This is a genomic window from Bacillus sp. FAU20 (assembly GCF_056033865.1).
This window is the reverse complement of the sequence record NZ_JBVYHY010000026.1, coordinates 575,447-592,333: the sequence shown is the minus strand read 5'-3', so window position 1 is coordinate 592,333 and position 16,887 is coordinate 575,447. Positions and strand designations below refer to the sequence as shown.

Here is a 16,887-nt window from a genome sequence, read left to right as displayed (position 1 = left end):
TTTACACCCTCTTCTTTGTTAATTTAAGTAATACTTGGCTCAAGCTTTCTTCCGTAAGATCCTCTGCATCAGCAAAATCTGATACCGTAAAAGCAGACTCTGTTGTTGGTTTATTTATAAGTTGACGAAGATGCCTCAACATACCATCTGCTATCACTTGAATTTTTAATTTAGAAAACTGTTCCCTACTATACATCCAAATAAAATGTAACTTTTCATCTTTCACCATTCCGATAACATCAATTAGATGAGATGGTTTGGAATCTGGAGCATGATCTAAAAATGTAAATCCTGTCTCTTGCATAAACAAAGAGTCCCTTGAAAACACCTGATCAAATTGGCCCAAATAGTTAAAGCTTATTGAAGGCTTTTGCTGATAAAACGGAAGTAATCCTTTATTCAAGTAACGTAAAATACCATAGTCAACTCCGCGATTTGGGATTCGACGCAATTGCTCTTTGACTGCCTTTAACCCTTCAATAGGTGTCTGAGTTCCTTGAAAATTGAGATGAACGGGATAAATACTCGTGAACCAGCCCACTGTCCTTGATAAATCAATACCTTCAATCATCTCTTCTCTCCCGTGTCCTTCTAGATGAATAGAAACGGTTTGCTGATTTGTACAATCGACGATAGCTTGTCCTAATGCCGTTAATAGTACCTCATCAATCCTTGTCTTATGAGTGACTAGAACTTCGTGAAACAATGCTTGTGTTTCTTCTATTCCTAAAGTCCTCGTCACTTGATCCATCGATTCTTCTGTCGTTTCTTGTATTGGATAGTCCATTGGAATTTTCATCGTTTCTTTTTCTACTTGTTCATTCCAATAATCCTTTACTTCTTTTGAAATACCCGAATCACTGTATGTCTGAAGTCGTTCAGACCATTCTTTAAAAGATGTACTTTTCGCAGGTAAGCGAATTTCTTGACCTTGTTTCATCTGGTTATATACCACCTGTAAATCTTCCAATAGAATCCTCCATGACACTCCATCTACTACTAAATGATGTATCACCCAGAATATTCGATCATTTTCAGTCAAGTTATCTTCAAAGTACACTACTTTCATTAACGGACCAGTAATTAAATTGAAACTAGCTTGATGAATATTCATCTCTTCTTGTATTATTTTATTCCACTCTTTTTCATTAACTTGATTCCGTTTTACAACATGGAGTACTGACAGCTCATCAGTCCCTTCATTTCTCTGCCTCCACGTTCCGTTTGGTAACTGTTCGTACCGGAAACGTAAAGCATCATGATGTTTCAGTAAATTTAATATCGCTTCCTCTAGTAACTTCACATCCAATCTTTCTTTTACTCTTAAAAGCATTGATTGATTCCAATGCTCTGTATGTGGATGTTCTTGCTCGAAGAACCAGCACTGAATTGGAGTAAGAGGCACATCACCTATCACAATTCCCTGCTCCGCTTGTACTCCCTGCGTTTCTATAGCCACTTGTGCCAGCTCAGCGATAGTTGGGCATTCAAACATTTGCTTTGGAGTAAGTTTTAACCCCACTTGACTTGCTTGAGATATGATTTGAATACTGAGAATTGAGTCGCCACCAATTTCAAAGAAATTATCATAGATTCCCACCTTTTTAACACCTAATACTCTCTTCCAAATGGTAGTTAGTATCTGTTCGTTACTATTCCGAGGGCCAACACATTCACTATTAATCTGCTTTTTCTCCGGCATAGGTAAGGCCTCACGATCAACTTTACCGTTAGCTGTAAGTGGAATAGCTTCCATCGCCACAAATCCCGCAGGAACCATATAACTTGGTAGTTTCGCTTTAAGATACTCTCTCCACGCATCTACATTTCCATCTCCTACAACATATGCTACTAATCTTTTATCACCCGGCTGATCTTCTCTTACAATTACAACTGCCTCTTTTACATATGCATATGTATGTAAAGTAGACTCAATTTCCCCAATCTCAATTCTGAAACCACGTATTTTAACCTGATGATCAATTCTTCCACGATAATCTAGATTCCCATCTGGCAAATACCTCGCTAAGTCTCCTGTCCGGTATAATCTTGCTTTCGGATCACTACTAAATGGATGAGATATAAAACGCTCTGCTGTTAATTCAGGTCTATTTAAATACCCACGTGCCAATCCTGCTCCACCAATATAAAGTTCACCATCAACACCTATAGGAACAGGTTGTTGATAAGCATCTAGTATATACACTTCTAAATCGGGAATCCGCTTTCCAATATTACTTCTTGAAGCATGCTGCACATCATCTAAAGTAATTGGATAATATGTAACATGAACTGTAGTTTCTGTAATTCCATACATATTAATTAACTGTGGTTTTTTCTCCCCATACCTTTTAAACCACGGTAACAAGCTAATAGGTTCTAACGCTTCTCCGCCAAATATTACGTAACGCAGCTGCAAATTTTTATTCTTATCTTCTTGTTCACACACTCGTATTAATTGTCGAAATGCGGAAGGTGTCTGATTTAGAACTGTGACTTCTTCCTCCACCAATAATTGATAAAAATCCTTAGGTGATCGACTAATCCAGTACGGAACAACAACTAATTTTCCACCATATAATAATGCTCCCCAAATTTCCCATACTGAGAAATCAAATGCATACGAATGAAAAAGCGTCCAAGTATCTTTTTCATTAAATTGATACCAACAATCCGTCGATTTAAATAACCGAATGACATTGTGATGCTCTATCATAACGCCCTTTGGATTTCCCGTTGATCCCGAAGTATAGATTACATATGCCAGATTTTTGGGACCGACATCAGAAACAGGCAAAGTCTTACTTTCTTTCCCAATCTCATCTTGATCACGATCCAGGAAAATCGACTTAACATTTTCTGGTAAACATTTCAATTCTTTTAAACTTTCTTGCGTTACGAATAACTGAATGCTAGCATCTTCTAGAATATATTGAAGTCGCTGCTCTGGATATGTTGGATCAAGTGGAACATAAGCCCCACCAGCCTTCAAAATTCCTAAAATACCTACAATCATTTCGAGGGAACGTTCAACACACAGTCCAACTAAAGTATCAGGTCTTACTCCCTTTTTCTGCAAATAATGAGCTAACTGATTTGCGCGTTCATTAAGCTCCCTATAAGTAACTTTTTCTTTGCCATACGTAACTGCAATATCGCTTGGATAGTTCAACGCTTGCCGTTCGAACAATTCATGAATAGTTACTTGAGATGGGAAATCCAGCTTAGGATTGTTGAACTCAACTAAACTTTTTCTTTTATCTTCATCAGAAATGATTTCGATTTCAGCTACCTTCTGCTTTGGTTTTTCAAAAGTGTTTTCCATTATCGCTAACATCACGTTAAAAAACCGTTTTATCTCTTCCTTAGAAAATAGCTCCTCACGATAATCAATATGTACATGTAAAGAGTCAATATCAATTAGATTTTCAATATGCACTGCAAAATCTTGTACCTCTTCATGGTTTGGAATCCATAGTGAGTCACCACTTTCATCGCGATCCCTATAATCAATCGTAGTTCCGAAAAGTCTCACATTACTATTATTCTCTTTATTAATCTGCTTTAACAACAAATCAAATGGATATTTCTGGTGTCTCAATAATTTGCTTTGTTTTCTGGACACCCTACTAATAAATGAAAGTACTTCTTCTTCTGGATCAATATCCATTCTTAAAGGAACGGTACTCACCATCATTCCAATCAATTTTCGTTCCATTTTAGTCATACGGTTGCCGTAAGCCATTCCTAAACCAATATCAAGCGATAAAGTCCACCGATACATGGACAACGAGAAAGCAGCAACAAAAAAAGTGTATAAACTAATTTTGTAATCTTCAGAAAATTTTTCTATCTTTCTCTTCAAATGCTCCGTTAATATAAATGTCTCACGTGATGCTTTGGTACTAACTTGGTACGTATTATAGGGCTTCAATCCAGTCACAGATGGCAGTGTTTTAAATTCCTCTAACCAGAATTTTTGATCTTTTTGAAAGCGACTACTATTCAAGTATGTTTGTTCATTAGTCAGGAATTGAACATATGAATTTTTAATTTCGCCTTCCTCATTCTCGTTATGCATTTCATAATAATATTTTGCAATTTGCTCAGTAAATATTTGAATTGATAAACCATCCATAATAATATGATGAACATTTCCAAAGACTGCACATTCATTATCGTTTAATTTTATTAAAGCGAAATAGTATAAATTTGAATTAAATAATGTAAACGTTTCTTTTGTTTTCTGCTCAATCCATTCCTCAAGCAAATTTGTATTCTCCACATTACTGAAATCAAAAAACTCAAATTCTTGTTCTTCATGTTTAATAAAATATTGTTTTGGTTCCTGATGCCCATTTTCTTTTAACCTAATGCACAGACCGTCATTTTCACTGATAACGCGATTCACAACTTGGTTTAATTTTGAATAATTCATTTTCCGATGAAGTTTAAATAAAAATCTTAAATTACATATTCCTTTATCAGAATGAATAACTTCTGTATACCATATTCTTCGCTGCGGATGGCTTAATGGATAACATTCCTCATTGGTCATAAAAATCTCCCCTTCAAAAATTATTTGCTCTTATAGGTTCGTGTTTATGTTTAGCCCATAAATATTTCTGCAGTGAAACTCCAATTACTCCAATAATAACAAGCCCACCCCCTCCATAAACATAGAGTTGAGTTACTCCAAACAAATGCACTAATGGGCCACTCATAGCAGGAGAAATAATTAGAACTGCGTTTGTTAAACTGCTTTGAATACCAAATACTCTTCCTACTTGATCTTGATCGGATTCTATTTGTAAAATGACTTGATTAGATACAAGCATCAGCCCACTTCCAATACCAGCGATAAAACTAATTAAGTAGGCCAAAACGAAGACCGTACTGGGCGTTATCAAACCGATCCCGCCAAAACCAATTCCCATTAAAACCATACCTCCACATACTACCCAGCCATATTGAAATTGTTTTAATTTCTGAGTTAGTAATGCACCAAGTATTCCGCCAAGACCAATAATAGAAATGATATATCCCATTTTACTTTTATCATGTGGGAATAAGCTCTTAAATAAAGTTGGAAATTGTGAGTCTACTAATTGTAATACTGCCATGGCTATTGTAACGAAAATCATAGTTGATAATATTATCCGATTAGATAACACATAACTCCATCCTTGTACCCAAGCGGTCCAAGTACTTTGTTTTTGCTTTTCAACAAATTCTTTCGATATAGTTTCTTTAAATTTTATTGTGGGTATCAGAACTAAGGTAGCTAATAAACAACTTATAGCTCTTATAATGAGGCAGAACTCTGGTTGAAACCAACTCAGCAACATCCCCCCTATAAGCGGGCCTACTATTTTGGTACCCTGCTCTACTATTCCGTTGATACTTACTGCTTTAGTAAGCAAATCCGGGGATACAATCTGTCTTGTTAGTGTTTGCTGTGCAGGATAATAGAAAACAATAAAAATGGAACGAATCATTAATGCTACTAAGAGCCAGTGGATATCTTGTACAAATAAAAGAGCAATCGTTATTAGACCAACCATTAGATTACAGAACATCATAATTGGAATTTTTCTAAAACGATCTGCAATAACACCTGCCCATGAGCCAAAAATAATTCCTGGAAGTGCGTATGCAACAGGAATCAATCCAATCATAGTAGGATCTACTTCCCATTCAAATCCAACTATAGTCATAATCGCTAACATATCAATAAAAACACCAAGCATAAGCAATGAATAAGCAGAGAAAACTTGTAAATAAACCCTATTTCCTAATAGGCCTTTTGAATCAGTAGTTTTCATAAAAGCAAGCTCCTTAGGTTACTAATATAAACACCTTTGCGTATAAGGTACCCCTTTATTAAACCTAATTAATCATTATAAAGATTTCACCTAGAATTTAACTTCGTCAAAACCTAGACTAATCTCAAGGTTTCTCATATTTTAAATAGTCTGATAAATAAGAGTGCACCTATTTCTTCGTCTTTATATCAACTGTTACAAAATAGACCTTTACCTTAGTTAAACATTACCTTAATATAACCATTTACAGTTGTTTGCACATTCAATTCACATCCTTTTTAAAGTTGGCTTTTTTCTATCTCAAATACTATCACACAAATATTTCACCTACTATATTCATAAAGTTGAAATATTTGAATCAGAAAATTCGGATAAAAAACCAAATCCACAAATCATAACAAAACTATTATTTAGTTATATTTTCATTTTATAGATAGCTTTAACCATAGGGATATTAAGAATAAAGTTTTTTAATTTTATTAACATAATAGTTTATAGAGACTATAAATCCTACTAAATAAAAAGATACATATACATTAAAGTATATGTACCTTTCTCTATCCTACATATTTTCTATTCAAATTAATTCCAATAACTAAAATAGATATTAAAAATATAATACTAACAATTACTAATGCACTCATAACAAAGATTGAATCATATAGTATTGAACCTATACATTTACTACCTATTTAATCTATTAGACATTACTGCTTCAAAAAAATTACACATTATACACAATCGGGATAAATCCCTAAAATATAATTTGACTATATTATTATATAATGTTGTTATGAATCTCTTGTAAGATATAATATATTTTATGCTAATGTATCATCAGTTTTTCTATAAAAGAACTTAATTTTTATGTAGTACGAATTTATTTAGTAATCTAATATATTAATTTAGGTATAAGAATGTTTAAAGATCACCTATTTCCGTAGGTAATCTTTTCTTGTAATTCTGTATTTGTACACTACTTTAGAAATATATCGTAGATACGCTTTGTTTGCTAAATGTTTAGTTCTTTCCATTTATTAAAAAACATAGCTTAAATACAATTAATATCATATTTGTTAAATTACAAACTATTATTTTGTCTTCTGTACAGGCAAACTACTAAAAATCAATTCAGCAACTTTTACATATCCTTTTGAGTTTGGATGAATTAAATCCTTAGACCAAAGCGTATTGTCATTAACTAGATGATGATTCCAAAAATCAACATGATGAAGCTTATACTCTCTGCTCAGTGAATGTATAACTTCATTTGCCTCTAATAATTGTTCTTTTATTACTTGTTTTTTTTCAGAAGCCAAAGGAAGCCTAACTGTAAAATCGGGAAGGTTTGCTATAATAATATCCGCCCCTGCTTTACTTAATGTATCTATCATAAATTCCATATCGTTCTTATATACATCGTGATTCCAACGTCCTTTTAAAACATCGTTTGCCCCTGCAATGAGACTAATCAAATTTGGATTAAAAGTTAACGCCTTTTCCAATTGCTGCAAGCGAATTTCTTTAGTTACTAACCCACGCTTTGCAAAATTGGCATATTCTATATCTTTTCACACAGTTGAACAAAATGATCTACCCAGCTTTTTAATGCAATTCCCTCAACTTCATCCCCTATCCCCTCTGTAAAACTATCACCAATTGCTACAAATCGCTTCCACATATGTATTCCCCCTTTATTGTTAAATATATCTATACTATACAATAGCTCACACCGTAATTGTTATTTCTAAGTGGTTTTCGATTTCAATTATATTCCACTTTACTATATTTACATTTAGAATCCAAAATTGACCGATTCCCAAGTATACTAAGGAATCGGTCATATTCGTATATTTACTAAAGAAATAAAATCTCCCTAGGAATTATACTTTTTTTCAAAAAAATTGTTGTTCTTTGTTTTGCCCAGTTGATACATTTCTTTTCGATTAAATGATACAAAACTATAGAAAAAAGTAGTGTCATTGCAATGCACAAAGTAAGAAGAAAAAATTACACCCTGACATTCCAAGCTATCCACATAAGAATCTATAGTGCTTTGAAACCTTTTGTTTCAAACTAATATTTAGTTGTATCCTATAAAATTAGCTTTTTACTATATCAATCGCACGATCCCACATACCACTAAAAAAAGATCCTGTTTTACGTATAAAACGTGTAAGCCAATTTGCTTGTTCCACATCAGATTTTGTTACAAGGTCTATTTGTAATGAATTACCTGATAAGAACCCAGGATCTGTATTATCTTTAGACGAGATAATCATTTTACTAATTGTTACACCTTTTTTAATAGGGGCTTCTTGTTCCGTATTCGATACTTTAAATTCTTTTTTATAAATGTCTTTGTTGCCCTTCGGCATTGGAAGCGAAACAGCTTGTTTCATTTGAACTACTACATCTTTTTCTTTTGCATTTGCTACTCGAACTGTTTCATGCCCTTTTACTACTGAATCTTTTCCGTAGACATTCTTCACTTCAAAATTCGCAAATCCATAATCGTATAATTTCTTTGTTTCATCAAAACGTGCCGTATGAGATTTTGCTTTTATCACTACAGAAATTAGGCGCATACCATTTCTTTCTACTGTACCAGTGAAACAATCTCCCGCTTCTGGAGTCGTTCCTGTTTTCAAACCATCTACACCTTCATATTGCTTAATTAAACCTTTTAACATCCAATTAAAGTTCGCCATATCAATTGGATATTTACCACCCTCTTGAAATGTTTTTTTAGGAATTTTTGCTGTATTTAATATTTGGGGGAAATCTTGAATAAGACGTTGTGCTAAAATTGCACAATCCCTTGCAGACATTTTATTTTTCTCGTCTAGAGTTGTCCCTTCTAGATGATATCCTTTTAAATCTTGATTTGTTAAGCCGGTAGAGTTTACAAGCTTATAATCTTTCATACCAAACTCTTTTGACTTATCGTTCATCATTTTTACAAAATTGACCTCTTTACCAGCAATCTGTTCAACTAAAGCAATTGTTGCACCATTTGCAGAGTAAATTGCCATTGCCTCATATAACTCTTTTACCGTATAAGAGCCACCATTTTCTAATGGAACATTTGATAGTGAACGATCTTGCGAAATCTTATGTGCATATTCAGAGATTTTAACTTTTTGATCCCATTTAAGTTTTCCTTTATCCACCGCTTCATGAACTAAGTATTCGCTCATCATTTTTGTCATACTAGCAATTGCCAATGATTCATCTGCATTTTTTTCATATAAAATTTTTCCGGAATTTGCTTCTATTAAAATTGCTGATCCTGCTTCAACGTCTATAGCAGGAACTGTTTCCGCTGCTGCTCTTCCAATTGTAACGACCATGCTACAAAATATTGTAAGCACTGTTACTATTGCAATAACTCTCTTGCAAAACATACCTTTCACTTCTGTTACCTCCAATTTCTTTGTACTTAAAAAGCGTTATTCTAACATAATCCCGCAAAAAAATAGACAGTGTTCTCAAATTGTATATACATATAAAACGTTAGAATCGCTTTCATATAGACCATCTCATCCGACACTTTTAGGTGCGCTAATACTTTGTATTTCCACACATATCCTTATTTTTAATCCCCTTATATTTTTCAAAATGATTCACACTTTCATATTTTTTAGGATTACAGTTAATAGACAATCTAAATAATACATTTGTTCCACATTTACAAAAAATAAAAAACTACACCCTATACTGGATGTAGTTTTTCTAACTGATTTATTTATTTTTCACTTCATTTTTATAAAAAGCAAATAATGATTCGATGGATGGACTAGATAACAGCGGAATTGCCTTCTCAATCAATTTCCTATCCCAATCAAACCAACGCATTTCCATTAACATGTTTATTTCTGTATCAGTGAATCGTTTCTTTATTTCCTTAGCAGGATTTCCACCAACTATTGTATACGGCGGAACATCTTTACTTACGACAGATCCTGCAGCAACAATTGCACCTTCACCAATAGTAACGCCAGGCATTATTATAGCATTCATTCCAATCCAAGCATCACTTTTAATGACTGTATCTCCCTTAGGTTCATATGATTGTTTAATTTGCTCAGCGAATGGATATACTGTAATCCATTCTGAGTGATGATTATGATTACCACCCATTAAAATGACTACCCCACTTGCAATGCAAACATAATTCCCAATAATGAGTTTGTCAAGGTGCCATCCCATCTGTTCAATTGGATTGAACAGTGCTTGGGACTTAGCATCTCCCCACAAATACCTTACACAGCCATCTTCAAAATTTTGATGACTATAATACCCTGAATAATAGGAGTACTCTCCTACTTCAATGAGTGGATTTGTTACTATATCTTTTATATACTTTGTTTCTGACCAATGATTAAATAATGGATACTTCATAACTTTATTCCTCGCTTCTAAGTATAGTAGATTTTATAATTTACTTAGAAGCTTACTACGACTGCTACATTTTTTAGCTTTCTCAAACGACGAATCATTATCTTCAAGCCTTTCTTTTATACTAGAAAAAGCATAACGCAATACATTACACTAGTCAAATTGTTTAATTTTGAACACATCTTAAACAGTGTAATACTGCAATAACAACATGAAAACAATCTAACTTCGATACAAACACTATATTCATTACATTTAGTTCATATTTTGTAAAAAAATCTTAATTGCCATGACAAAGCAAACAATAACCACTATTGGTCGTATTAATGACGTCCCTTTTGTAAGCACCATCTTCGCCCCAATATATGACCCTATAATTTGACCAAGCATCATAATCAATCCAATTGTCCAATCGATTTGGCCAAAAATAATAAAATACAACAAAGCAGCGAAATTACTAGTAAAATTCAAAATCTTAGCATTTGCAGTTGCCCGTGTAGCACTATATCCACATAAAAGAATGAATACTAAAGCAATCAAGCTACCTGTTCCTGGGCCGAAGAAACCATCATAAAATCCCACTAACGGAGCCACTGTTAACGCAAACAACAACATACTTATTTTTCTCGGTCGATCTTCGTTTGCTATATTTGGAGATAATAGAAAATAAATGCCAATAAAAACAAGTAAAAAAGGTAATATCATAATTAGATATTCTGCTCGTATCTGTAAAACAAGCCATCCACCCAAAACTGATCCAAAAAAGGTCATTAAGATGGACAAACGCATTTCTTTAAGATTAATTTCTTTCTTCTTAATAAAAAACACTGTCGCCATGAGAGTTCCGCTACTCCCTTGCAGTTTATTAGTTGCTATCGCTACAGAAGGAGACATACCTACTAATAACATTATCGGGATAGTTATCATACCACCGCCTCCAGCAATCGTATCTATCCACCCTGCTATTACAGCTACTAAAAATAGTAATATGAGTAATTCAATAGTAAAATCCATACAAAGAATATGGGAAGGCTTGAGCTATTATACTCCAAACCTCCCCATCGTCCCTCCTCTCTTTAAACTAGTTAATAATATCTGTAAAGTAACTTTCTTTCTGATCACGTAATCGGCTGGAAACGTATTGCCTGCAAACAATTCTTCTTCCGTATTTATTATTTCCAATCGGGATTTTATATTCTTCCCCAGATAACCTTTCCCTACCATGAGTTACATTTGTTTGTTTACCATAGTATGAATTTGGTATAATTAATAAATCTTCAGATGTAAGTGGAACCTTATAAGTAGGCGTTGTTCGTAAGAGTTCTAAAAACATGTCAAATTTCAATTTTTCTTCTTCACTTTCTCCCACATAAATCAATCTATTTTCTGCTCCATTCAAACAAGTTGCAATAATATCACCATTATCATCTAAAAATATAATTTGGTTTATTTCCCCTACAAATCCAGATATTTCACCATCAGCCATTCCTGCGATATGAGCAATAGGCATTTTACTTATCGCCAATATGTCATCTTTATTGAAGAAATTTTCTTCAAGATGCTTTTGAAGTAATTTTGGGGTTCCAATATGAGTTTGAGTTTTTAAATTTAACACTCCTTTTAATAAAAGAGCATCAACTCTAGTAAATTTTCCACAAGTAATTTCAGACACTATTCGTTCCACGGATTTATTAAGTCTATTTGATACAATTTCTAAATTCGTATTGAATGTATTCAATCTCGCTTCAATATCTGACTGGTCTTTCATATCTGTATACACTGTGGCATCGTTATGTTGATAAAAGTTCCCGCCACCGGTGCTTGCACCGACATTTCGCAAAACTTCATCGTTGTTTAAAGGGGAAATGAGATGAAATCTATTTTTCCCTGCATGTTCGGATGGATGAATTAAAGCATCATAATTAAAAAGTGTGGCAAAAAGCCATGTCACCCATTCTGCATAAAAATATTTTTTCATTCTATCGTTTTCGTCTTCACCATAATTAAAACCTTTGCGATTTTCTCCAGGTAATAGGGTTTCCATAGGATCACATGGAGTATTTTTAATAAGAGTAGGCGGTACGTTCCCACCACAATTCGCTACTTTTATCATATGTAGTAGTTTTTTTATATCTGAATTCGGAGTTTCCATTGAGTATTCAATCAAACAAGTAAGCCACTCTTTTGAAAAATATGCTGCTATTTCTTGATCACAAGTATAGGGATTATGGGTTTTCAATTCATTGTCTATCAAACTCTTCATTTTATCATTCAATACATTAGGAATAGTAATTTCTTCAATTTCCGTAATCTGCAGTATTCCTTTATTCATTATAAAACCTCCGTTGTTTTATTTTTTACACCCTATCTTCTATTAAACAAACTATCCACTTCTTTTTTACTCCTTTACTTTTCGTCAGAGCTATTAGAATTACCGATTTACAAATAAAAAACGTGGAGTATAAGAGATTTCTTCTTAGTTACATTTCCCCCACGAACCTCCATTGATTTGGCAAATTTAATTTGAAAATCTGATTCATTTTCATACTTTACTTTCAAACTATGTTTATATGATTTTCACATTCAATTAAGAGTATTTCATTTTCGAAAGGTTCTCCGAAATTCCAAAATCAGAATTTTCAATACAACTATGTTAACATTAAAAATATAACACGAAACAAAAAAATGTAAATAAATAGTTTTTTTATAAAAAATAGTCAGACTATTCATAAGGTAATCCGTATTTCATTGAACCAACTACGGCCTTCTCAATTTTATTGATAACAATAAAAAAGCCCCCTAAATGAATAGAGAACTTTTTCCAAGTATATTCTATTTTAAGGTTCTTACTTACCTTTTACTTTAAAAGATATTGCTGTAACTTCTTTATTAACAGTTCCATACCGTTTGGACTTACGATAATCTTCCCATTCGCTAACGAAATATTGCTGTCTGAAATATCTCCTGTAAGTGCACAAGCTCTTGGAGATTGATATTTTCGTAAAATAATCTGCTCCTCTTCTTATAAACATTTCAAGAGATCTTTTTCTACAATTCCTAAACTCCGTCTTATTTCCATTGGAATAACAATACGCCCCATACTATCTGCTTTACGAGTAATTCCTCTTGATTTCATAAAATGCCACCCTTTATATTTATCTAATATTACGGTATTTATTTTAGCAATAAACAACAATTAGGAATAGTTCGTATTACAGTACTTTTTTAGGAATAAATAACAATTAGGAATAGTTTATGTTAGAATTCTTTCTCGTTTATTTTTGATTTTTAATATATTTTTCCTTGATCATTTTTATATATTGTTTTCTCTCTGTTAGTTCAAATATAAATAATGCCTTTTTTATGTATGTTAAACCAACTTTAGTTAGAGTGCTGAACTTTTAATAAAATTGCACCTTTTTCAAAGAATAATTCACCTAATAAGTATAAAGTATTCATATTTATGGCTAATTTTATACCTATTTCACTATACTTCATCGCTTCTTCATGTTGATTTGCAAGGTGTAAACATTTTGTTAACGTATGAATGAGTCTTAATTTGATTTCTTTTTCTCTAGGGAATTCTATCTTATTAAAATTAATTAAACTTTGTTTTAATATATTTATGCTTTTCTCATACTCTTCATTTTCTGCATGTATTATAGCGATTGAATTCATTATGCTTATTTCTTTCTCTGATAAAAAGTTACTACTACTTAAAGTTTGTTTTAGTGCTCTATTTAAAATGTCAAAAGCATTAATTGTTGCTCCATTTACATAATATATAGCAATCGCTTCATGCCATAATAGAAATTGTTTATCTTCTTTTGATTGGAAATTATTTTCGTTTTTCTCTTTTTTCACTATTTCGTAAAGCTCATTATATTCTTTTTGTTTCACACAATCTCTCATTACACATTTTACATTTTCAATATATTTTATTTTTTTATTTTTAGTTAGTGCAAATATATAATTTGGATCAATACCAAGTCTTTCAGATAATTGATACAACAATATGCTAGATGGATAAATAATACCTTTTTCTATCTTACTAATTTGACTTTGTGAACATATTCCATGACATAATTCAGATTGTGACATGTTTTTTTTCTTTCTAAGTTCTTTAATAATAATACCAAGATTGTAGAATTCCATATTTCCTCCCTCAAATGTAACACTTTATGAGTATAAGAATATTTTCCAACTTTTAATGTAATGTAAAATTAATATAGTTATAATTACTAATTATATGGATTTATAGTTTCTTTTACAAACTTGTATCACAATACGAGAAATTATTAAAATATGGTTCACTAATAATTAAGGGGAGTTTTATCCCCCCACTGATTATTAGTCCACTCCAGGCAGGCTTTTACAGGGAGTCCGACTTCTTTGCCACATCTAAATTTTGAGGTGGAAGTCTTACTACCCGCAAATAGCCGGATTAAAATAAATATGATTTTTCACCTTTATTTCTTTTAATAGTTTCTTTTGATTTTTATATAAATAATTTCGAAGGAGCGTATTTTATGAAAAGAATGTTGACCGAAAGAGAGTTAGAAGTGGCTATTTATGTAGCAAAAGGATATACAGATGCAGAAATTTCCAAAAAAATATATGTTACCCCTCGAAGAATTTCAACGATAATTAATCATATTAAAGAAAAATGGCATATTAATTCTAGAGTGGAATTAGGTATTTTAGTTTATCATTATGGTTTTATAGATGCACCCTTATTTTCAAATAAAAAAATTCAACTATGTAAAAAGGTTGTACAATAGATAGCGGAATATAACGAGTTTAAATTGCAAATAAAAATATAAGAGCAGACATACTTTTATTATTTGGTTTACTCCATCACTTTTTAAATTTCAGACATTAATATAAAAAGGTTAGAGAATTAACTTCTCTAACCTTTTTATATACACTACTAGGTTTCAAACAGTAAAGATGCCCTAATGCTACCATTAATCCTGTTCCCTATTCAACCTTGTATAAACAAAAAAAAATCAGACATTCTCACTATTCAAAACCAGTTACAATTCTCTCTTTCATTTTCTGTATTACTTCACTGCTCAATACTTTTTGACCAGCAGGAAGTTTTAATATGGCAGCGGCACCTTTACTAAGGTATATTTCTTGATCATTATTTTGATTTACTACCAATATTCCTTGCCCTTCAAATTCGAAATAACTAATATCTTTTGTTTCATTTGTATTATTTTTTATTGCTTTATATAATCCATATAAATCTTTACTTTTATTTTCTCCGCCCGTTCGAATCGGTTCAATATCATTCGCAACAATTAGTCCTTCTGGCTGCTCACCCTTCATAATAAACCATAGCTTTTCATTTGTTGGTAATAGTAAATGCTTAAATTCAGAGCTATTTAAAATTTGCTGTGCTGAAATTGTTTCATAGATTGGTAACGAAAATGGAGATGTTGTTATTTTTTCAAAACTTAAATTTTCAGAAGAACTTCCCTTACTATATTGATAATCTTTTAATGCGATCGATTGTACTGATTCACTTTTATTTTTTGATGCATAACTAATTTTACTAGCGAAAATAATAACGGTCATTAAGCACATGCACGGTATCACAAGCTTAAGTAGTTTTCCCATTTATGAACCCCCGCTTTTAATATTATTAGTTTGCATGGATATTATAAACAGTTTCACTCCACCAAAAATTATTATTGTTATGGAACGTACTGAAATTATGATTATAATGATCACCATACCAAGGGTCCATGTACGTTATATAATCTGTTCCATTTGTCCCTTTATAAAATCCATCAAGTACTAGAAAGTGTCCGATGTTAGCTCCATTTTGCCACATAATGAGTGCAATCATCGGCTGATTACTATTAATTTGACTTTTGAACCAATCATACGATTTTGCTCCAGAACTTATAGCTGAGCTAACCCCATATCCGGATAATCCATATTGTATTTCACGTGAAGTTGCAGGATTATTATATGATCCACCCTTAACATACCTAACGTACTGATCTTGTGAAGGAGTTTTCCCAAAATAATTTAAAACTGAAACCGAAGTGCCTGCCCAACACCAATTTGACCTTTCTTGTAATATGTTAGGTACAGATAATTTACCGATCTATTGATGTATTTGGAGGATTTCCATTAATATACGCTGACGTTACATATACTTTTTTTCCATCTTTAAAATAATAAAACCAACGATTATCTAAATTTCCTGTCCAATAATCTTTAACCGTTTCACCATACTCCCATCCTTTAAAAGATACTTTTGTATTTCCGGGAATCACATCTACAATATTTGCATTTAAACTTTTTGCCTCTCTAACATTTACATTCAATGGAGCTGTTGTTCCTGAAAATTCAACTTCTTCTGCTATTATTTTCTGAACACCAATAAAACTAAATGTGAAAAACAATAAAAACATACAAACAATAAAATGCTTTCTTTCCTTCATTTCTCCACCCCTTCATCAGTACTAAAAAACATCAACAATTCATCCTTATTAATTGTTCAAGCTTAATATTACATACTAACGAAAAATGACTTCTCATAAAGTGAACCTTTAATCAGTAGTGGTTTTATTCATCCCCCACTGATTATTATTTAAACCAATCGGGCTGCCCGGCAAATAGCTTGATAAATTCCAATACAAAA

The 16,887-nt window shown here is 32.3% G+C and carries 8 protein-coding genes and 5 pseudogenes; 1 reads left to right on the top strand and 12 read right to left on the bottom strand.

What is annotated here, in order from left to right:
• Position 1: 1 nt before the first annotated feature.
• From AC0OM3_RS24945 to AC0OM3_RS24900, 10 genes and pseudogenes are all read right to left on the bottom strand, one after another.
• The gene (locus tag AC0OM3_RS24945; protein WP_474213178.1) at positions 2–4,558 is read right to left on the bottom strand and encodes an amino acid adenylation domain-containing protein; all 4,557 of its coding nucleotides are present in this window, start codon (positions 4,556–4,558) and stop codon (positions 2–4) included.
• Positions 4,559–4,571: 13 nt separating this feature from the next.
• Positions 4,572–5,825 carry an MFS transporter gene (locus AC0OM3_RS24940; protein ID WP_474213177.1) on the bottom strand — a complete coding sequence of 418 codons (1,254 nt, stop codon included), beginning with the start codon at positions 5,823–5,825 and terminating at the stop codon, positions 4,572–4,574.
• Between the two features lie 1,091 nt (positions 5,826–6,916).
• Positions 6,917–7,506: pseudogene (locus AC0OM3_RS24935) on the bottom strand (SGNH/GDSL hydrolase family protein).
• Between the two features lie 176 nt (positions 7,507–7,682).
• Positions 7,683–7,835 (bottom strand): annotated as a pseudogene (locus AC0OM3_RS24930) (acyltransferase family protein); the annotation flags it as partial.
• 92 nt (positions 7,836–7,927) lie between these two features.
• Positions 7,928–9,241: a D-alanyl-D-alanine carboxypeptidase family protein gene (locus AC0OM3_RS24925; protein WP_046946294.1), complete on the bottom strand. Its 1,314-nt coding sequence runs from the start codon at positions 9,239–9,241 to the stop codon at positions 7,928–7,930.
• A 328-nt stretch (positions 9,242–9,569) separates the two neighbouring features.
• Complete coding sequence (locus AC0OM3_RS24920; RefSeq protein WP_000876936.1) at positions 9,570–10,229, bottom strand: CatB-related O-acetyltransferase; 660 nt, start codon at positions 10,227–10,229, stop codon at positions 9,570–9,572.
• A gap of 252 nt (positions 10,230–10,481) precedes the next feature.
• Positions 10,482–11,240 (bottom strand): TSUP family transporter, encoded by a 759-nt coding sequence (locus AC0OM3_RS24915; protein WP_474213176.1) that lies wholly within the window; start codon positions 11,238–11,240, stop codon positions 10,482–10,484.
• Between the two features lie 67 nt (positions 11,241–11,307).
• A complete protein-coding gene (locus AC0OM3_RS24910; protein WP_046946296.1) occupies positions 11,308–12,558 on the bottom strand; it encodes a hypothetical protein in 1,251 nt (416 codons plus the stop codon).
• Positions 12,559–13,083: 525 nt separating this feature from the next.
• Positions 13,084–13,362 (bottom strand): annotated as a pseudogene (locus tag AC0OM3_RS24905) (AbrB/MazE/SpoVT family DNA-binding domain-containing protein).
• A gap of 139 nt (positions 13,363–13,501) precedes the next feature.
• Positions 13,502–14,381, bottom strand: a pseudogene (locus AC0OM3_RS24900) (helix-turn-helix domain-containing protein).
• Positions 14,382–14,755: 374 nt separating this feature from the next.
• Here AC0OM3_RS24900 and AC0OM3_RS24895 point away from each other — a divergent pair.
• Positions 14,756–15,007: a response regulator transcription factor gene (locus AC0OM3_RS24895; RefSeq protein WP_000827560.1), complete on the top strand. Its 252-nt coding sequence runs from the start codon at positions 14,756–14,758 to the stop codon at positions 15,005–15,007.
• Between the two features lie 241 nt (positions 15,008–15,248).
• On the opposite strand, the gene AC0OM3_RS24890 is transcribed toward AC0OM3_RS24895, so the two are convergent.
• Both AC0OM3_RS24890 and AC0OM3_RS24885 read right to left on the bottom strand, forming a co-directional pair.
• Positions 15,249–15,851: a hypothetical protein gene (locus tag AC0OM3_RS24890; protein ID WP_000517278.1), complete on the bottom strand. Its 603-nt coding sequence runs from the start codon at positions 15,849–15,851 to the stop codon at positions 15,249–15,251.
• A gap of 25 nt (positions 15,852–15,876) precedes the next feature.
• Positions 15,877–16,687, bottom strand: a pseudogene (locus tag AC0OM3_RS24885) (papain-like cysteine protease family protein).
• Positions 16,688–16,887 lie beyond the last annotated feature (200 nt).

What these genes read in the sequence shown, in the direction of transcription:
- AC0OM3_RS24915 (WP_474213176.1), bottom strand. Translation starts at nt 11,240, where the DNA reads ATGGATTTTACTATTGAATTACTCATATTACTATTTTTAGTAGCTGTA.
- AC0OM3_RS24890 (WP_000517278.1), bottom strand. Translation starts at nt 15,851, where the DNA reads ATGGGAAAACTACTTAAGCTTGTGATACCGTGCATGTGCTTAATGACC.
- AC0OM3_RS24920 (WP_000876936.1), bottom strand. Translation starts at nt 10,229, where the DNA reads ATGAAGTATCCATTATTTAATCATTGGTCAGAAACAAAGTATATAAAA.
- AC0OM3_RS24910 (WP_046946296.1), bottom strand. Translation starts at nt 12,558, where the DNA reads ATGAATAAAGGAATACTGCAGATTACGGAAATTGAAGAAATTACTATT.
- AC0OM3_RS24945 (WP_474213178.1), bottom strand. Translation starts at nt 4,558, where the DNA reads ATGACCAATGAGGAATGTTATCCATTAAGCCATCCGCAGCGAAGAATA.
- AC0OM3_RS24940 (WP_474213177.1), bottom strand. Translation starts at nt 5,825, where the DNA reads ATGAAAACTACTGATTCAAAAGGCCTATTAGGAAATAGGGTTTATTTA.
- AC0OM3_RS24895 (WP_000827560.1), top strand. Translation starts at nt 14,756, where the DNA reads ATGAAAAGAATGTTGACCGAAAGAGAGTTAGAAGTGGCTATTTATGTA.